Raw genomic sequence first — 17,872 nt, 5'->3', positions numbered from 1 at the left:
ATTGTTAACCATATGAATCGTGCATTATAGCATTTCTCTAATGAATTCGTACAAAAAAGCACCACTAGCAAAACAACAAGTCTTATGATGACTATCTTCTTTTTTTACATCTGCAAAATCCGACACAGCTTTAATCCATAGAGCCTTTTTATCAAGAGTATGAGCTGTTGCATAAAGAGCAAAGCCCTCCATATCGAGTGCTTGCAATTTACGTTCGTCTTCTTGTAGTTTTTCGACAACTCCAGAAGAAGCAATAACAAAAGGACCACACACAGTTTTGGCTATACAAGCAGATACATTACTTTTCTCTTCTTTTAGGTTGGCATCATGAATAGAATCATTTATTATTCTCAAATGTTCAGGGTTAGATATAAAATCAGTCACCAATGCAATTAAATTACGATTTGCAGGTATTTGATTCATTTCTTTCAAAAACCTAATGTCTCCTGATACTTCCTCTTTGAGTTTCCCAGAAGCATAGTCGTGTATAGCATCTGCAATTATGATGTCATCTAATGCAACATCGCCATTATTTATACCAGCAGTGATGCCAGTCATAAAAATTGTATCAACGCCAAAACGATTATACATGGCAGAAGCGAGAATTGACGTTGCACAAATACCTGGTTTATTTGCACATGCGGCTATAATGCTATAATCTTTCATATGACTACTAGTGACCTTAGTTGTCTTAAATACATACGGAAGTCCCTCTATTTGTATAGATTCCCATTTGCAATTAACGAATGCCTTTTGCATCATTACAAATTCTTCATTCAATGCACAAATGATTCCTAAGTGAAATTTATTGCAGTTTTTAATAGACTTCTCTATGCCTTTCTTCATTTGCTCTAATTGACACACTTTATCCTTAAGCTGTGTTTTCCACTCATTATTCTTACGTGAGTAAAATAACAAATACCACAACTTGTCCTTAAATTCTTTCTGTTGTTCAGAAAACTCTTCCTCAAATTCTGTTAGACCAATTATTTGGATTGGTTTCTTTATACTTTGGTTAATGTATATTTCTTCCAACAACTCAACTCCTCCACGCCTATTCATCTCTCTCTCTTGATCCTCCCTATGCTCAGGAAGCACCATGTCAAGGATGAGCATATCGTATGTTTTTGTCTGAAGCTTTTCTCGCCCATCTACTAGACAGCAAGCTTCTTCTATTAAAATTTCACCCTGAGGAAATAATGGCAAAATAACGGATTTAAGAGCCTCTCTCTTATCATTACTGTCATCTAATAATAAAATCTGTATCATGATAGGATTTCTTTTATTTGTCTTTTTAAATGATTTTTCCAATCATTTTTTTGCGAAGAATAATAGACATATGATTTGTAATTTTGAGGATAGTCTTTTTTAAGATCACCATCGAAAACTGCCAACTGTTTACGACCAAATACGTTATACATAGTAACGACAATAACTGGAGTCATAATTTCTCGAAGAAACATACCTTCAAGAATATATTGCCCGGCAGATGGTTCTGGGAGTCCACCACTTGCATCTGTTGACAAGTCATAGGTTGACATAGACATGTCCAACAATATCAGCGAATAATCACTTCCATGTTCAAATATCTCTTCTTGTGCAGAGTTATACGATGTACATTGCTTAACCTCACAATCAGGAAATTCCTGTTTTAAGAAGGCCAGTATATTATTCGCCTTCTCTTCATAGTCCTCAACTAGCAATATTCTTTTCACTGGCTAACATATCTTTAATGTTGAATAATATACCGACAATGCATTTTCCGTCAGTAGCTCTAATGGTAAAAGTATTATTGGTATTGCCAAAATCGTACTTTACTATAGTCATGGCCTTTACTAAACCACTGCCACCTTCTTGCTGTAACTTTGCTACATCGTTCATTTTTTCGTCAAAAGTATGATTTAATTCCTCCTCTTGAACTCCATCTCGAAGATCATTAACCAACAATATTTCTATCTTAGCCTCATCAATCATTTGAGAACTTATATGGAAGATTCTAGAATCTGTATTCTTACTATATCTTAGCATGTTTGTCAAGAAGATAAAGAATAAATCAAACATAGAAGAACTATATTCAGCACGTATTTGAGCAGGCAAAGGCTCCATTTTCATATCCATTTCGACATGGATATCTTGATAATATCTTGCTGCTTGTTCCATAGTCATACGAATATGACTTTCGATATCAAAATCTTCAAATTTGGTTTCCTGCCTATAAAACCAATTCTCAACCTTGGTTAGTTTCTTTGTTAGTGCAGCTCTAGCATTATTGACAGCAGTTTTCAAATCTGTGCACAAAGTGTTATGGCCTGAAAGAGAGTCAAAACATTGCTCCAAGGTTTGCAGATGTTTGAATATTCCTGGTTTTAATTCTTTAGATATCCTTGCCCTAACAATCTCCAGACGCGCCTCTGTTATCTCCCAAAGATAATCAATTACACCTTTACAAAATGATTCCCGATTATGAGTTTTAGACTCGATTTCCATCAGGCGATCACATAATTCTTTTGTGTCTATCGTATAATCAAACTCTCCTTTTTTTTCGTTATCTTCATCGACGCAAATTTGAATAACAGAATCTTTGAATGATGAAATTAGATTGTCAATATTATCTGAGAATTTTGCTTGTGCATCATACAAGTTTTTACATATTCCCGAATCTAAAGAATACTCTACTCGCCAATAATCAGAAGGCATATATCGTTGTCCTGACTGGCTAAGAATAAGATTTAATCTCTCAAAATCAGACCTTAACTCTCCCTCAAATACGCCATGCCTTATTCGTGTACTCAAATAGGTTCCCAAGCCAAATCTACTTTTCAAGAATGCAAATCTTATTAGATTGAAAATTTGTAGTGCAACTTCTTCTATTGCATTAGTTGAATATGTTGCAATATCATCTATCAAATCAGCTGCATTATTATGTGAAAAATCAGTTCCATTAACTAGAACAAATACTCTATTACTACGAACCAAGGCTGCTTGTTTTTTAAATCTATCATACAGATCATCAATTTTGCTTAGTTCATACTTCATTATTGCATCTTCATTCACAAAGATTTTACTATCATCGAGTTTTTTCATTCCTCTATATGCAACTATTTCGTGCATTAATTCTGTACACATATTAGCATAAAGACAATTATCTGGGAAGGAGCTCTTCAGATAACTGGTAATCTTTATTTTTTCATCAAGCACCTCAAGTGTACTTTTCAATTTGTAATGATGGTATAGTAAATCATCCGTAACAAGCAGATATAGGAATAATTCCACCATCTTTTGGTCTTTTCTTCTGAGTTTTGCCAATAAATCAGATGGATATACTACATTTTCATATTTACAGTAACTTTCTAGTACGAACTGTTTTTGTGGATAATTCTCTGCGTTTAAGAAAACAAAGATCAAAAAATCAATATCATTTCTGAGCCCCTCATATCTTGAATTCTTAATATCTATCATAAATTGCTTTGTATCTACCTTAGATACAAAAGCCTTGTTGGCTATATACTTATCTACATAAAAACGGACGGCTTTCTGTCTATAAGATATACCCATACTTATGTATGACATAAAAGTATATTCTACCGCTGTTTGAACAGTAGGTGTATATTCTGTGTTCTTGTCAATTATAGAAGTCCATAAATCTATAGCTTTTTCGTATTCTCTGTTTTCAAAAGTGATTTTTGCATTATCAACCTCGCGTATATAACCAACAACGTTTGATTCTTCTGTCGTTAATTTCTCCACTCTCCTTTTTTGGTATGGTATAACGACTGAACCATTATCATGTTTCAGACCCCAATCTAAATACGCTAATTTTTCTTCATTATCCTCAAATGCCGTAGTAAATAATGGGTCAAAACATGTCATGGATGATAAATGAAGCCATGAGTCCTTCAACCACTTTTTTTCTTCTTTTATATAATAATCCAGCCCACTAGAGAAAGTTAGCCCATGCAAATTTTTGCTGCGTTGATATAATGAATCGATACTTCCCGCATTATCCTGTTCTGTCATCACTGAATGAACTAGTCTTGCCACCTCATTCAAAACAGAGTCTGTGTTATTTATTATTGGTCTAAAGCCATTGTTTTTAAAAAGAAGAGCTCTACAATACAACTTTAGAACATCAAAATGATATGGTTTTTCTGCTAAAAATTCTTTGCATTCTGCGATCACATTATCGTATTGTCCAGTATAGTATCTATCCAATATAGATATGAAATTTCTATCATAATATTCTTCGGGAAATTTCTTATAAGGTTTAAGCAAGAGATATGGAATCCAGCAACGATCAGATGTTATTTGATAAAGTAATTTTGCATAATTACCTACTATATCTTTGCTTTCATCATCCCCAATTACATAAGACCTAAGAATATAATTAATTAATATATACCTATCTACTACAGAATTCAAACTTTCCATTATCAAGCAAACAGAAAGATCATCAATATTATAATTCTGATAGTAATTTAAGCGGAATAAATAGTAATTGTAGCGATCATTCTGAAATTCAGTTCTGTTTTTCTTATATCTTGAGTAAAGACTTGCATCATATTCATAAGGTGGAACAGAGCGCTGACTTCTTGATAATATATTTGATAATACTATTGGAACAAATCCACGTCTTAAATCCTTGTGTATTGCATTAAATCGACTAACAATTTCAATACCTTTCGACAAGTTATTTTGAAGACCTGCTATTGTTAATCGCATTTCATAATACCAAACTGTATATCCAATACTTTTTAAAGATTGTTCCAATAACAACTCCGCCTGTGAATAATCTCCAAGAAGAATATTTTTTTCCACGTTGTCGCGCAAAGACACAAAATTCCTTAAAATACTCTTATGTTTTTTAAAACATTGTAGTACCCAATTTATTTCGATATCTAGCGATTGAGGCTTAAAAAAATAGCGATTCCAACCTGTGCCTAGATCCTCTATTCTTCTTGGTAAAATATTACCCCATATTACACTGCTTAATAAAGTATGCGAATTAAATGGGCTGCTTAAAGTTTGATTTATTAATTCATTATTACCAGTATATTTCAGTGTATATGCGATTTCCGACGATCTCCTTTTATCGCCTTTCATGGCGAGGAAAGCCTGTAAAACTTGATAATCCTTCCAATCTGCCTTGATTTCAGGTACTATTACTTGAGGTATAAATCGTTTGTTTGCCATACTGTTTTTCTTTACACTACACAAATACAAATGATGAAGTTAGAAATCTTATATCTGATACTCGATATCATCGCAATCCTTCTTGACAACTAAATCCTACAATCGATCCAAGTTCACGCTCCCCTCCTCTGGCACCAAGGAGTCTTTTGGCTGTATGGTGTCACTAACCAGTTGGTTATTCTCCCTCTTCAGCTTGATTTTCAGAAATTTCCAATGGTTTCTTGTCTTTTGATAATCGTCTTGCTCGTTGATTGCTGTAATGATATCGAGTACCGAGAGCCACCACTTATTGTTTTCATCGTCCCATACAGCCCTCACTTCTCTGTCATTAAAGAAGCGAATTGACTTCTTATGCTGTTCCTTATACTCTGCCATAATGAAAATCGTTACTCATCTAGGTTGTTAATCAATTCCTTAGGGTTAACCTGTAATATCTCTGCAATCTGGAAGAGGATTTCGAGGCTTGGTTGGCGTCTGTTACAGACATAGGCATTGACAATGCTGAAACTCTTGCCGAATTTTTCGGCAAGCCATGTTTGCTTAATTCCTTTCTCCACAAGCACTTCTTTGATTCGATTCATGGGTTTATCCATCGCGTTCAATGTTCTTTTGATAGCGCAAAGATATGAAATGAAATAGCATAGAAAAAGGGAATGAGGTTTTATTTTCTCATTCCCTTAAATCATTTTAATTGGTGCAGGAAAGAAGCTTTATTTCCGTTGTTTTATAGATTCAGCCTGCTTCCGAAGTTCATTTGCTTGAGATGTGTTCAGGCGGGCTCGTTCTGTTTTTTCAGCTTGCTCTTTAACTAATCGTTCGTAAGTTTCCACTTGTTCTCGGATAAGTGTAATTTGCTCTTCGTCTCTCTCATAGGTAAAGAGCGTTTCCAAATCCATTAGCTTTTCCTGATTAACTTCTCCATACATTTTGATGTAGCGATACTTCAAATCATTATCCGATAGTTGACCGTTTTGTCGCATTTGCCAAAAGTTCCCAACCAGAGAAAACAAAAGAACAAGTCCCATACTGCAAAGAGTGATAACCGTTTTACTGTTCTTAAAGTCAAGACTAAGAATATGTTCTTTACGGATGACAGTACGACTCTCCTTACCCATCTCATCAATTTTTGCCTCGATGGCTTGTAAAGTCTCTTTTTTCTCTAAATCCCATCCATCTAGCTTCTCAAAGGCTATTTCCAGTCCTGCCACTACACTCTTGGTAAGTATTTCTTCCAAAACTCTGATTTGTTCGGGAGAAAACACCTCTTGCTTTGAAAGTGTATTCATCTTCCCAAAAAGTTCCTCGATTTTACTCAAATCGATTGTTTGTTGTTCAGATCTTCCTTTTAACGAGGCAGTCATTTCAGTAAGACTCTGCTTCAATTCCTCGAATAGACCATATACGGCCGAAGTATCCATTCTATCTGTATTCATATACTTTTTCTTTTATGATTAAACATTAGTGCAGTACCCTGCGTATTCTGATTTTACTTTTAGCCGCCAACTTTCGGGCTTTCAGAGCCTGAATGTATTCGGCAAGCGTTGCATCGTAATGAGGACTATTAAAAAGCGAGAAAATGCTTAGTTGCCCGATAAGAGAATCAAGAGCATCCATCACACCTCCTGTTTCTGATGTTTTGAACTCCTGTTTTTCTGCCACTTGCAGTGCTTGATAGGCATTATCTTTAATCTGCCTGTCAATCTTTGAGAAGCTACATTCTCTATCTACATGGGAGCCTGAAATCCGATTACCGTCTTTCTCAAAGATGATGCCCTGAATCTTATCTGTATTGCCATTCATTTTAAATTCCAAGCCTATACCTGATTGCTTTAGGGTTGCTTGCAACTGCTCCCACGTCAAACTTTGAGGGATAGCTTTTTTGAGAGCGTCGTAAATCTCATATTTGGTTTTGTCGTTCCCTTTCAGCCGTTCACGCTTGACATTCTCTTTTCCTGAAGCAATATATAATCCGTATTTCTTGGTCAGTTCCATGCAGACCTTTGTGCTACGTAGTTTTTCATTTTGATCCGAAATTCTTCGACCATCATTATCAATACGATTGATTACCATGTGTATGTGTGGATGGTCTGTATCGTGATGGCGAGCAATAAGATACTGTGTATTGGAGTAGCCCATTTTCTGTAAATATTCCTGTGCCACCTTGACCATAAAAGCATCCGTTAAATGCACCTTATCTTGGGCTGAGAAATCCAAAGAGATGTGGGCTACAGGTTTCGTAATCTTGGGATTAAGTTTATTTTGAGTAACAAAGCTTCGGATTATAGCTTCTCTATCTTTCAGACGAATGCCTTCTGCCTGCAAGAGCTGAGCACGCTCTTTCCCTAAAACATAGTTTATCACCCCTCGAAATCCTCTCCCCTGAACAATCTTAGCAATCATCTTCGATTCGTTTTATGATATTGTCCAATCTCTCAGTCATCACAAGGTTGTCTTGATAGACTCGTGCGTATCCCATAGCATTGGCTTTGTGGGCAATCTGATTGACATTATTGGCCATTCCACTTAGCTGACGAAGGTGACTCATCAATTCGGAAGATAGTCTTTGCCTGACTATACTGGCAGCAATACAACGACGGATGTATTCACTTCGGGTAATCCCAGCAAGACGTGCTTTAGCTTTCAGAGAGTAGAACTCCTCGGTTGCCATTTTCAGAGTAATCTTATATTTCTTCTTTTTTACTGGTCGTTTGGGTGGGCGACCATTCGTATTGCGATTTTCTATTGTTTTTATTGCTGTACTTGTTTTGATTTATAAATAGACCAACGGGATGAGTCAATCCTCGAAGAGCAAGGTTTTGGTCTGACCAAAACACAAACTTGCTCCCCTAATAATCAAAGGACTTGACTCCATGCCCATTCATCGTTTGAGTCCCCGACATTTCATTCTCGGAGGAGAAATGAGTTTTTGATTTTTTCGACAGAGAAAATCATTCAAGTCTTTATGCTCCCCATAGAGGCTGGAGCAATCATTAACGGGAAGATTCATTCTCCAAAGCACTTCAAGCGTTTTCTTTCCTGCTGCATCGTTATCGAGATAAGCGTTAACAATGGCATATTTCGAGAGCAAAGAATGAGCCTTTTGGAGATTGTTTACAGAGTTCAATACAACTGCAGATTCAGTATTTCTGTCAGGATAAAGGGTGCAAAAACTCAAGTAATCCATAAATCCTTCAAAGAGATTTACAGTATCCGTATTTCGATCAAAGGAGGAGACACTGGAAGGAGGTAAACAGCCTTTGAAATAGAGATTACGAATGGCATAACCTCCCAAGTCGTTAGGCATTCCGATAGCGTAATAAGTACGTCCTTTTACTTGATAGTGAACCTCACGGCAATATTGTTTCGCCACAGAACAATCAATCTTACGATCTTGCAGATATCTCAGCAAATTAGGATGATGCAAAGAGACGGCTTCGATTATTTTCATCTCTTCGCGCCTCTCTACCTGTCGTTCAAAGTCGTTCTGCGTAAGAGGGCTAATCTCTACACGGCTTTCTAACAGTCCAAATGCTTGAGACAGCGTGCAGCCATGTAGTTTCATTACCAAATCAATTATGCTACCACCCTCTCCGCTTCCAAAATCATACCAAAGGTTTACTCTATAATCGACCTTGAAACTGGGACTACTCTCTTCCCGAAAAGGACTTCTATACATTCCATAAGTCGTATACTCCTTCACGGGGTAATGGCCTTTATTTGCCAAATAATCCTTCAGAGATAAGGATTTTATATGTTCAATATTCATCATGTTTTTCTAAGTTTTGGAGATTTTCCTTACTACATGAATATGGATGGATAACTCCTTCACAGTGAAAAGAAAAAGAGTCGTAACCTGTTTTCTTGTAGTAGTATCATCGGTGCGAGTAGTAACTCTGTTGTAAGACAGATTATAAAACCATACTACACGCTCAATCTTTTTTCTTTCACTGGATTAGTATCTCTTGTAGTAAGTAGTAACTGTAATTTATCAATAGGTCAAAAGGAACTGATAAATGGATTCGGGAAGACTTTCCTGATATGATAAACATACATAGGGTTACCTCCTATCCGTCGGGACTTTCGTTCAAATCCTGCTTTGCGCAGAGCTTCTCCCATTCGTTTTTCAGAGAGGTTCAGCGTAGTGTATCCACGCAAATAATTCAGGACTTCCGAAGTGGTCATATAAGACTCTTCCTTAGGACTTGGTTTCTCAAAGCCTTTGAGCAACATTTCGTATTCGACTGTCTGCACATGAAAGCCTTCGCTCTCTCGGTGCAACTCTGCAATTTCCGCATCATCAAACCAGTACCGATATCCACTTTTCCAATACCACCAAGCCTCCGAATAAACCTTATTGATATCAACCTGTTTAGCAGCTTCTATGTCAATAGCTTCTACCTCAAAAGGAAGAAATCGGCGGCTACCCGTCGGATCTGTAAGGAAGTCATTGCCATTTACCGAAGCCATAAAACTGGCTAAGTGAGGATACTCTTCGATGTACGTATCGTATGGTCTGCGATACTTAACCCGTGGAGTAGTGATGAGATTCTTTAACTCATTTTCGTCTCTCTTGTTGAGGGCTTTGAGTTGGTCGTCGATATTGATAAATAGGTATTCGGCTATAAGGGTCTGCGTATCCTTGTTTTGAGGGTCAATAGTACCCGTAAACAAATATGCTTTCAGCTCTATGGGACAAAGTAAGTCTAAGAAAGTTGTCTTGAACTTACCCTGCTCTCCAGTCAAAACCAGACAGGTGTGATTGCGACAGAATAAATCATCCATCGCATTCGCCACCACTGCAATAAGCCATTTGGTCAGATAAGTTTGCCACTTCTCAGGATTCCGAACCGTTACGCACGAGGCCAAGTGAATAATCTCCGAATCCTCTCCCTCGTTCCACTTCGATAGTTTTTGGAAATACTTCTGTACAGGATTGATACGTGGGCAGAAATCACTTTCCAATATCGCTCGTATATTCTCTGCCGAGGTACTGATACCTTGTGAAGAATCCAATAGCCGTCGCATGGAGTTGATGTCGAATTTACCGAGTGGGTAGAAAGGTTCATCTTTATTCGAGCCTCGAAACTCCGTGCGACTTTTTACGGTATTGAATCGAAAGTCATAGTGCTCCCTTAGAAAAGACTCTATCCGTTCATTCTTGGATTGCTTCCCTTCTGGTCGTTCATCCATTTCTTCTTTCATCGTTGAATAGATATTTAGAAATGAGAGCGCTTGGCCTTCTTTTCAGAGATAAAGAGCTTTGAGTCTTCGGCAAGTTCTCGCACAGTTTTTCTACGACCATTGGCTATCCATTCGAGCAACTCATCCTCGAAGAAGTAGAGTTGCTTTCCATTCTTGTAGCAAGGGAGTAAACGCTTGCGCATAAGTGTATAAATTGTAGGTTTGGCCTTCCCGATGATTTTACACGCTTCATCTATCCCGATAGGAATACGTTTTGGAGAAAGAACTGCATCTTGCCCTTTCTCGACCAATGCTTTGATCTCAGCTACTTCGTTCACTAAGTGAGCTACCGCCTTAGGTAGATTCTCAAAAGAAATTTCGTTGTTGTCCATGTCTATACTATTTTGAGTTTAACATGGCACAAATGAATAAAGTGTTTTCTCTGTGATTCAAAACACGGAGAAAACACTACAAAAACACAGTGGAAAATACCTCGAAAGTTGTTAGCTATCTCCTTTCTTACTCAATAATAATAAATACAATATTTTTGGCTGTTATGCGGAAAGATAGTATGTTTGCAAATGTAATTTTATTGTGGAATATGTACCGACTTGGCTAATATGCATAATAAAATTGCGCATATTATAGTGTTGTAGGCAATGCGTGGGCTACACAGCATAAAATTAAAGAAAAGAAAAATGAGTAGATTACAAACTATAGAAAAAGCTCTTACAAGTATAAATGAAACTGTTTTTCAGGAATTATGTGATAGCTTTTTAATTCTTAAAAACGAGAATTACCGAACTTTTTCGAGAGTCGGAAGTCAAAGCGGAAAACAAAAAACAACAAAAGGAACACCTGACACTTTTTACTTATTGCCTAATGGTAAATATGTATTTGTAGAATATTCAACCAATATTACAAAAGGTGTACCAAAACTGCAAGAAGATATAAAAAAATGTCTTGACACAACAAAGACAAAAATTCCGATAAATCAAATTGCAGAAATAATACTTTGTATAAATTTCAACTTAAGTACAGAAGAATTTCAATCTTTGAAGAATCTTCTGGGCAAAGCAGAACTCACATTAACCATTTATACGCTTGATTGTCTATCATTAGAATTGCATTTACAACATAGAGATTTAGTTCATAAATATTTGGGGTTACCTTTAGATACAGGCCAAATTGTTTCTATTAACACTTTTATTGAGGAATACAATAAAGCGTCTAAGGGTATTGCGACACCTTTGAATAATACTTTTCTGCACAGAGAGGAGGAATTAGAAAATATCAAACAAATTATTAAGCAAAATGATTTCTTAATAATCACTGGTGTTGCAGGCGTTGGGAAAACAAAAATTGCAATAGAAGCAATTAATAGTTTTCTTACCGAAAATTTATCATACAATGCGTTTTGCCTTTCATATAAAAATTGTGACTTGTTAAGTGATTTATATCAGTATTTTGATGATGAAAAAGACTATATCTTTTTCGTTGACGATGCCAATAGAATAGACGCTTTTAGTCAAATCACAGGTTTTTACAAGTCGCAACGAACAGGAAATTTGAAAATTATTCTTACTGCAAGAGATTATGCTTTGCCAATAGTTGAAAGTTTTTGCTTTGGATTTGCACCCAAGCAATGTGTTTTAAAAAAGTTCTCTGATGAACAAATTACTGATATTATTAAAGCGGAACCTTTTAATATTTCAAATTGGCAATTTCATAAAGAAATTGTTCGTATCGCAGACGGAAATCCTCGGCTTGCAATTATGACGGCGTTGCTTGCAAAACAAGAGCAAAATATTTATGCTTTGGCAGATGTATCCGATTTGTTTGAGAAATATTTCTCAACATTTATAAATGATGATGGAGAATTTTCCAATCAGTTCAATATTAAATGTTTGGGGATAATTGCTTTTTTCAATGTCATACCCTATAAAGACAAAAACATAACCGAACCTGTTTTACAAAATTTTGGTATTGACTATTCATTATTCATTGATGCAATAGAAAAATTAGATAGATTGGAGTTAGTGGAAATACGATATGATTATGTGAAAATTCCCGAACAAAATTTAGCAACTTTCTTTTTCTATAAAGCATTTATTAAAGATAATCTGCTCGCATTTGAAACACTTTTAAAAAGTTATTTTAATGAAAATAAAAATCGATTTAAAGATTGTGTTATTCCTGCAAACAATACTTTTGGTTTTGAAAATGTGATGCAGAAACTTCAACCTATTCTTCAAAACTATTTAAAATCAATTGAAAACGAAGAAGAAAGAACGTTTGCATTCTTGGAAATATTTTGGTTCTATCTGCAAGAAGAAACATTGCTGTATATTTACAATAGAATAAATCAACTGCCTTTACCTCATAATGTTAATTACGAAGTTAAATATGAAACAAATGATTTTGCTTATAGCCGAAATGAAGTTATTGAACTGCTTAGTAATTTTTTACGTTTTCAAAACAAGCTCAAAGATGCGATTGAATTAATTTTTGAGTTTATCAGAAAGAAACCAGAACACTTGCCCGAACTAATACACAAAATCAGAGAAATCCTGATATTTGACTGGACTGATGAACGCTTTGGTTTTGAAAGGCAAAATATACTTTTTCAAATTTTAATTGAAGGATTAGCAAAAAAAGATATTTTGTATTCAATAGCATTCTATGAATTGTCAAAAACATTTCTTGCTTTTAAATACCAACAAACAAAAAGTGAAAGGCACTATGCAATATCTATTTATCAGTATCCTATTCCCAATAATCAATTTATTAGAGTGTTTCGAAAAAACATTTGGGATAATGTAAATGACTACTTTGATATTTATCCTGAGAAATCCCTCGAATTATTACAAAGTTATGCAAATGTTAGTCCAGATGTAACAAAAGAAATAATGGAATATGATATTCAATTCTTAATACCCATTATTGAAAAACATTTAACACCTAACTCATTTGAACATTGTCGTTACGTTCAAGAACAGATTAGATGGTGTAGAAGAAACGAAATAGAACTTCCTGAATTTGTTTCTTTATCTCAAAAATTCACAAACACAACTTATGAGAAGTATCTAATTTTAGATTGGGATAGATTTAGAGACAAGGAAAGCTATGATTTTGAGAATTACCAAGAATACGAAAAACTGAAAGAAGAAGAAATAAGGAAATCTTTTGTTTTCAACAACATTAAAGATATTAAATCATTTTATGACACTTTTGTCTACTTAAAAAGCATTGCAAAAAATGATTGGAGCTATAATAACTCGTTTGATTTGATAGTTGATGAAAATTGTTCTAAAAATTTTGGGTTAGGTTGTCAGTTTTTAAATGAAGTAATAATTACAAACAATCAAATTGGTTATATCCCAACAACAGTCTTCAAAAATCAGCTAACAACACAAGAAAAATCACAATATATTTGGGATATTTTGCAGAACAATAATTTTGACAATAGATATTCTTGGGAGTTGTCTTTTTATGATAATTTGGCAGACAATCTAATAAATGAGAAGTATATTGAGAAAATTAAAGAGACTGTAAAAAATTTACCGAATAGAGCTTCAATATGGCTTGGAGGATTAAAGCGATATTTAAGTATTGAACCAAATTTGTTCCAAGAATTATTCCAAATCATTATTGACAAAAACGAAAAAAAAGACGAAACGATTTTTGTGCAATTTAATATCATAGAAGACTGCTTTGAGGAATTAGGGAATGACATTAATTTGATAAAGAAACTATACTTGCAACAAAATTTAATAGACAGTCATTTTGACTTAACTCGAAGAGGCTTTGCAAAGATTATTCAGCGAGATGAAAACTTTCTTATAGAGTATATTGATAATTTATATTCAAAAAATCAACATTATTTGGACGAAGACAGATATTTGAATGTCATTTGGGAATCTAATAGAATTGAACCTATACTGAAGACCGTTTTTGATTTGATTGATAAAAAAGAAGTCTATTTAGGAATTGGAGAACATTTTTGCAATTCTTTCTTTTGGAATTTGCCACAAGAAGCGAGCATACGAGCTAAAAATTTCCTGTTAAATTATTGCAAAGAAAATTATGGAAGTTATAAAAAAATGAATTTTATTGTGGATATAGCAAGACACTCAATGAAAGAAATATTTGAAGATGTGTTATTACTGTTTATATCCTTAACACAAGATGTTGATTTGTTTTCTAAAATATGGTGGAGAGGAAATGGCGGAACAGTTGTTTGTGGAGATGTTAATTTGGGCGATTTAGAAGCTTCTGATTGGCAAAATATACTTTCTATTGTGAAAAAATCAGATTTAGGAATAAAATTAATACCGATAAAAAAATATCTTAATACACAAATTGAAAATGGATTAATATATGCAGATTGGGAGAGAAAGAGAAAATTCATTGAGAGTAATTGAAAACAAACACATTAGCAATGAATGCACAGCTTACAACAAGCGGTTTGGTGCAAGTGGCGGTTTGGCTAGCAGAAAGTGTGTGCAGAGTTTGAGAGTTTATCGCCCGTACAAACATTCATGAGCCGCCACCTTCGCCAAGCAGCCGATCGTAAGTGGTAATTAAGAAAATATAGCAACCTAGATAATAAGTTGAGAATATGAAAACGTACGATGATTTTATTGAAATTAACCAAAGTAGTTGGAACCAAAGAACACAAGAGCATTTTGAATCAGATTTCTACAACGTAAAAAGTTTTTTGGAAGGAAAATCTTCTTTAAACTCACTTGAAATAGGTTTGCTTGGGGATGTGAAAGATAAGAAGATATTACATTTACAATGCCACTTTGGAATGGATACAATATCATTTGCTCGTATGGGTGCAAAAGTTACAGGAGTTGATTTATCAGATAAATCAATAGAGAAAGCAAAGTATTTAGCAGATGTAACTAATTGTGAGGCTGATTTTATCTGTTGTAATATTTTCGACTTACCAAACCATTTGAAGACTACATTCGATATTGTTTTTACGAGTTATGGTGTAATAAATTGGTATCCAGATCTTAATAAATGGGGAGAAATCGTAAATCATTATTTAAATGAATACGGTAAATTTGTGATGGTTGAATTTCATCTTGTATTATGGATGTTTGATACAAATTTTGAAAAAATAGAATCGGCTTATTCTCGAAATGATCCCTTTATTACAATTTCTGAGACTTATACAAATTCTAATAAAAAAGGAAGTTATAAAGAAATAACTTGGAATCATGGATTATCAAAAATATTTCAAGGGCTGCTGTGCAACGATTTACAGATAACTAATTTCGAGGAATATGATTACTCACCATTTAATTTGTTTGGTAATATGACAGAGGCGAATGGCAAATTTAGAATAGCCAATATGGAACATTTATTACCTATTTTGTTTTCAATAGAAGCGAAAAAGAATAATTATCGCTAACACGGTATTTGAATCAGGTAAACTGGAGAGCAACGATGAAGTCCAGTAGTTGGTATAAGCGGTTATATCAAATGGAATTTGCGCTTTCGTATAAATCTGTTGGAACAAAAACAGTTTAGTACTTATTTGTCGATTACAACTTTTCCTGAATCAAAATAATGCCTTTTCTAGGGTCGTCTTTCAAATGACTTTTGATGCTGTCTGGCTCCACATCTTTTAGATCATGGGAAAAAACTTTTTTAAGGAATAGGGCTATGTCCTCTTGTTTGCTCACACTTAGGTATTTCCAGATATTCCAGCCAAAATGAAATAAATCCAAAGAGGATAGGGTTTTTACCCGGATTGACTGAATGTCGTTCAATGGAAGTTGGTCGGCATACAGTTGCACGTACTGGCAAAGCCGTTCTAAATCCGCATCCGATGTGTAGGGTGCAAATTCCTTTTGGGTGTACTCTACAGCATAGTCACGTTTTGCGCGCTTTTTATCGTCCATTTGTCGCTGTTGCTTGGCGCGGATTTCCTTCAAACTTTCGGTTTGAATGGGTGTAGTTTCCGTGATTTTGAGCTGTGCCTTTTTGCGAAAAAACTTCAATAGCGTAGACGAAAAAAGTCCTTCGATAAGTAAAGTCAGTACGGCGTACACAATCACGCCCAATGCCGTAACTGCCCAAAAGACGGTAGTTGCCGTAAATTCATCCACACCTGCACTTACGACAATCATTCTCGCCAGCAACCCAATCAATACACAAACTACCAAGACGGAGAGGTAAACAACAATATGTTCAAGATATTTTGGATTCATTCTTTCTCTGATTTTGTATTAATTATAGATTTAAGTTGTATTGCTTGTGCCGCCTTGTTTTTCTTTTCATCGACCACCTTTGCATAGATTTGCGTTGTCTTCACATTCGTATGTCCCAGCATCTTGCTTACGGTATAAATGTCTGTACCGCTAGCAAGTTGTAGAGTCGCGTAGGAGTGGCGGAAGCAATGAAAGCTTATGGACTTTTTGATGCCTGCAGCCTCTATCCAACGCTTTAGAGGTTTAGAAATCCATGACGGATTAGGCAGATCTTCAAAAACCAATTGTTCTGGCAATCTTCGTTCTCCACATAGTTGTAAGGCTTGTTCCGAAATAGGCATATACTCCACTCCCTTGGTCTTCTTTTGAGTGAAATGTAACCTCGGCTGTTCTCCATCCATGTTGATCTCTTTCCACTTTAGTTTCTGAATATCACAGTGGCGTAATCCTGTCAGAGCAGAGAAAAGGGCTGCCCGTTTCATCACCTCACGATCACAAGGGGTTGAAGCAAGCGTATTTAACTCCTCTACGGTAAGGTATTCACGGCGAGCCTCCTGTTCCTGAATACCTTTTATTTTGGTGGATATATCAACGGTTAGATAACCATCTATAAATGCCTGTTTAAGAGCTGCCTTGAAAATAGAAAAATAAGTCGATGCCGTATTGTGAGAAATAGTACCACATTTATTCCCTCCACGAGGGGCTGTCAAAAGGAAACGTTTGTACTCTTCGGCAAAAGCATTGTCGATTTTGAAAAATGGCAAATTTTCTCCCGCATACATTTTAAGAAAGTCCATAGCTCTCTTCCAATTGACAAGAATAGAAGTGGAGCTATTTTTGTGTCGTTTATACATCGCCTCCCGAAAATAGCCAATGAAGTTTTGTTGCAAACGTTCCTTTTGCTCTGCTTGTGCAGTATCTGCATCACTGTACAAATCTGCATTATCGTATTCTCTTTGACGGAGCTTTCGCACCTCATCGGCATAGATACAAGCTTCTTGATCTACCTCGCTTTTGCACTGTATCACTCCATTCAAATCTCGCTTGGGTTTGTACGATTTGCTCGAAGATGTCGTCCGTGCAGTCCGAGTTTTATCCCAGACTACCGTAGTTACTATGCGGTTGAGATACTCACGGACACGTTGTGGCTCGGATTTGCCCGCAGTATAGACAGGATAACTCTCAATGTAGAGATACCACTCATTTCTATATGCACTCTTGCGAAGTCGCACAGTTACTTTCGTGTTATGTAATTCTTTTCTCATATGTATCTA

At 35.5% G+C, this 17,872-nt stretch carries 14 protein-coding genes and 1 pseudogene; 2 read left to right on the top strand and 13 right to left on the bottom strand.

The window, feature by feature from the left end; all coding sequences use genetic code 11:
• Positions 1–24 precede the first annotated feature (24 nt).
• The 11 genes and pseudogenes from BFO_RS03085 to BFO_RS03035 form a co-directional block, all read right to left on the bottom strand.
• Positions 25–1,269 (bottom strand): phosphorylase family protein, encoded by a 1,245-nt coding sequence (locus tag BFO_RS03085; protein ID WP_014224136.1) that lies wholly within the window; start codon positions 1,267–1,269, stop codon positions 25–27.
• The gene (locus tag BFO_RS03080; protein WP_041590623.1) at positions 1,266–1,715 is read right to left on the bottom strand and encodes a response regulator transcription factor; all 450 of its coding nucleotides are present in this window, start codon (positions 1,713–1,715) and stop codon (positions 1,266–1,268) included. The genes BFO_RS03085 and BFO_RS03080 overlap by 4 nt, the downstream gene beginning before the upstream one ends.
• On the bottom strand, positions 1,693–5,190 hold the full coding sequence (locus tag BFO_RS03075) for a hypothetical protein (RefSeq protein ID WP_014224134.1): 3,498 nt from the start codon (positions 5,188–5,190) through the stop codon (positions 1,693–1,695). Before BFO_RS03075 ends, BFO_RS03080 begins: the two co-directional genes overlap by 23 nt.
• Before the next feature lie 144 nt (positions 5,191–5,334).
• Positions 5,335–5,565 (bottom strand): annotated as a pseudogene (locus BFO_RS03070) (cell filamentation protein Fic); the annotation flags it as partial.
• Between the two features lie 11 nt (positions 5,566–5,576).
• Positions 5,577–5,783: a helix-turn-helix domain-containing protein gene (locus BFO_RS03065; RefSeq protein ID WP_014224132.1), complete on the bottom strand. Its 207-nt coding sequence runs from the start codon at positions 5,781–5,783 to the stop codon at positions 5,577–5,579.
• Positions 5,784–5,900: 117 nt separating this feature from the next.
• Positions 5,901–6,623 carry a hypothetical protein gene (locus tag BFO_RS03060; RefSeq protein ID WP_157755277.1) on the bottom strand — a complete coding sequence of 241 codons (723 nt, stop codon included), beginning with the start codon at positions 6,621–6,623 and terminating at the stop codon, positions 5,901–5,903.
• A gap of 25 nt (positions 6,624–6,648) precedes the next feature.
• Entirely contained in the window at positions 6,649–7,590 is a 942-nt protein-coding gene (locus tag BFO_RS03055; RefSeq protein ID WP_014224130.1) for a relaxase/mobilization nuclease domain-containing protein, read from the bottom strand.
• Entirely contained in the window at positions 7,580–7,858 is a 279-nt protein-coding gene (locus BFO_RS03050; protein ID WP_244262941.1) for a plasmid mobilization protein, read from the bottom strand. Before BFO_RS03050 ends, BFO_RS03055 begins: the two co-directional genes overlap by 11 nt.
• 210 nt (positions 7,859–8,068) lie before the next feature.
• Positions 8,069–8,959, bottom strand: coding sequence for a toprim domain-containing protein (locus BFO_RS03045; protein ID WP_244262940.1), 891 nt, complete (start codon positions 8,957–8,959; stop codon positions 8,069–8,071).
• Positions 8,960–9,186: 227 nt separating this feature from the next.
• Complete coding sequence (locus BFO_RS03040; RefSeq protein ID WP_014224126.1) at positions 9,187–10,392, bottom strand: VapE domain-containing protein; 1,206 nt, start codon at positions 10,390–10,392, stop codon at positions 9,187–9,189.
• 14 nt (positions 10,393–10,406) lie between these two features.
• Entirely contained in the window at positions 10,407–10,763 is a 357-nt protein-coding gene (locus BFO_RS03035) for a helix-turn-helix domain-containing protein (RefSeq protein WP_014224125.1), read from the bottom strand.
• 306 nt (positions 10,764–11,069) lie between these two features.
• On the opposite strand from BFO_RS03035, the gene BFO_RS03030 reads away from it, so the two are divergent.
• Both BFO_RS03030 and BFO_RS03025 read left to right on the top strand, forming a co-directional pair.
• Positions 11,070–14,795, top strand: a complete 3,726-nt coding sequence (locus BFO_RS03030; RefSeq protein ID WP_014224124.1) for an nSTAND3 domain-containing NTPase — start codon at positions 11,070–11,072, stop codon at positions 14,793–14,795.
• A 197-nt stretch (positions 14,796–14,992) separates the two neighbouring features.
• Positions 14,993–15,796, top strand: a complete 804-nt coding sequence (locus BFO_RS03025; protein WP_014224123.1) for a class I SAM-dependent methyltransferase — start codon at positions 14,993–14,995, stop codon at positions 15,794–15,796.
• Positions 15,797–15,929: 133 nt separating this feature from the next.
• Here BFO_RS03025 and BFO_RS03020 read toward each other — a convergent pair whose 3' ends face one another.
• On the bottom strand, positions 15,930–16,598 hold the full coding sequence (locus BFO_RS03020) for a hypothetical protein (RefSeq protein ID WP_014224122.1): 669 nt from the start codon (positions 16,596–16,598) through the stop codon (positions 15,930–15,932).
• A complete protein-coding gene (locus BFO_RS03015) occupies positions 16,595–17,863 on the bottom strand; it encodes a site-specific integrase (protein WP_014224121.1) in 1,269 nt (422 codons plus the stop codon). The genes BFO_RS03020 and BFO_RS03015 overlap by 4 nt, the downstream gene beginning before the upstream one ends.
• Between the last annotated feature and the right edge of the window lie 9 nt (positions 17,864–17,872).

The sequence above is a fragment of the Tannerella forsythia 92A2 genome (genome assembly GCF_000238215.1).
GTDB lineage: Bacteria > Bacteroidota > Bacteroidia > Bacteroidales > Tannerellaceae > Tannerella > Tannerella forsythia.
The sequence above is the reverse complement of the archived record's forward strand: the minus strand, read 5'-3'. Positions and strand labels throughout refer to the sequence as shown.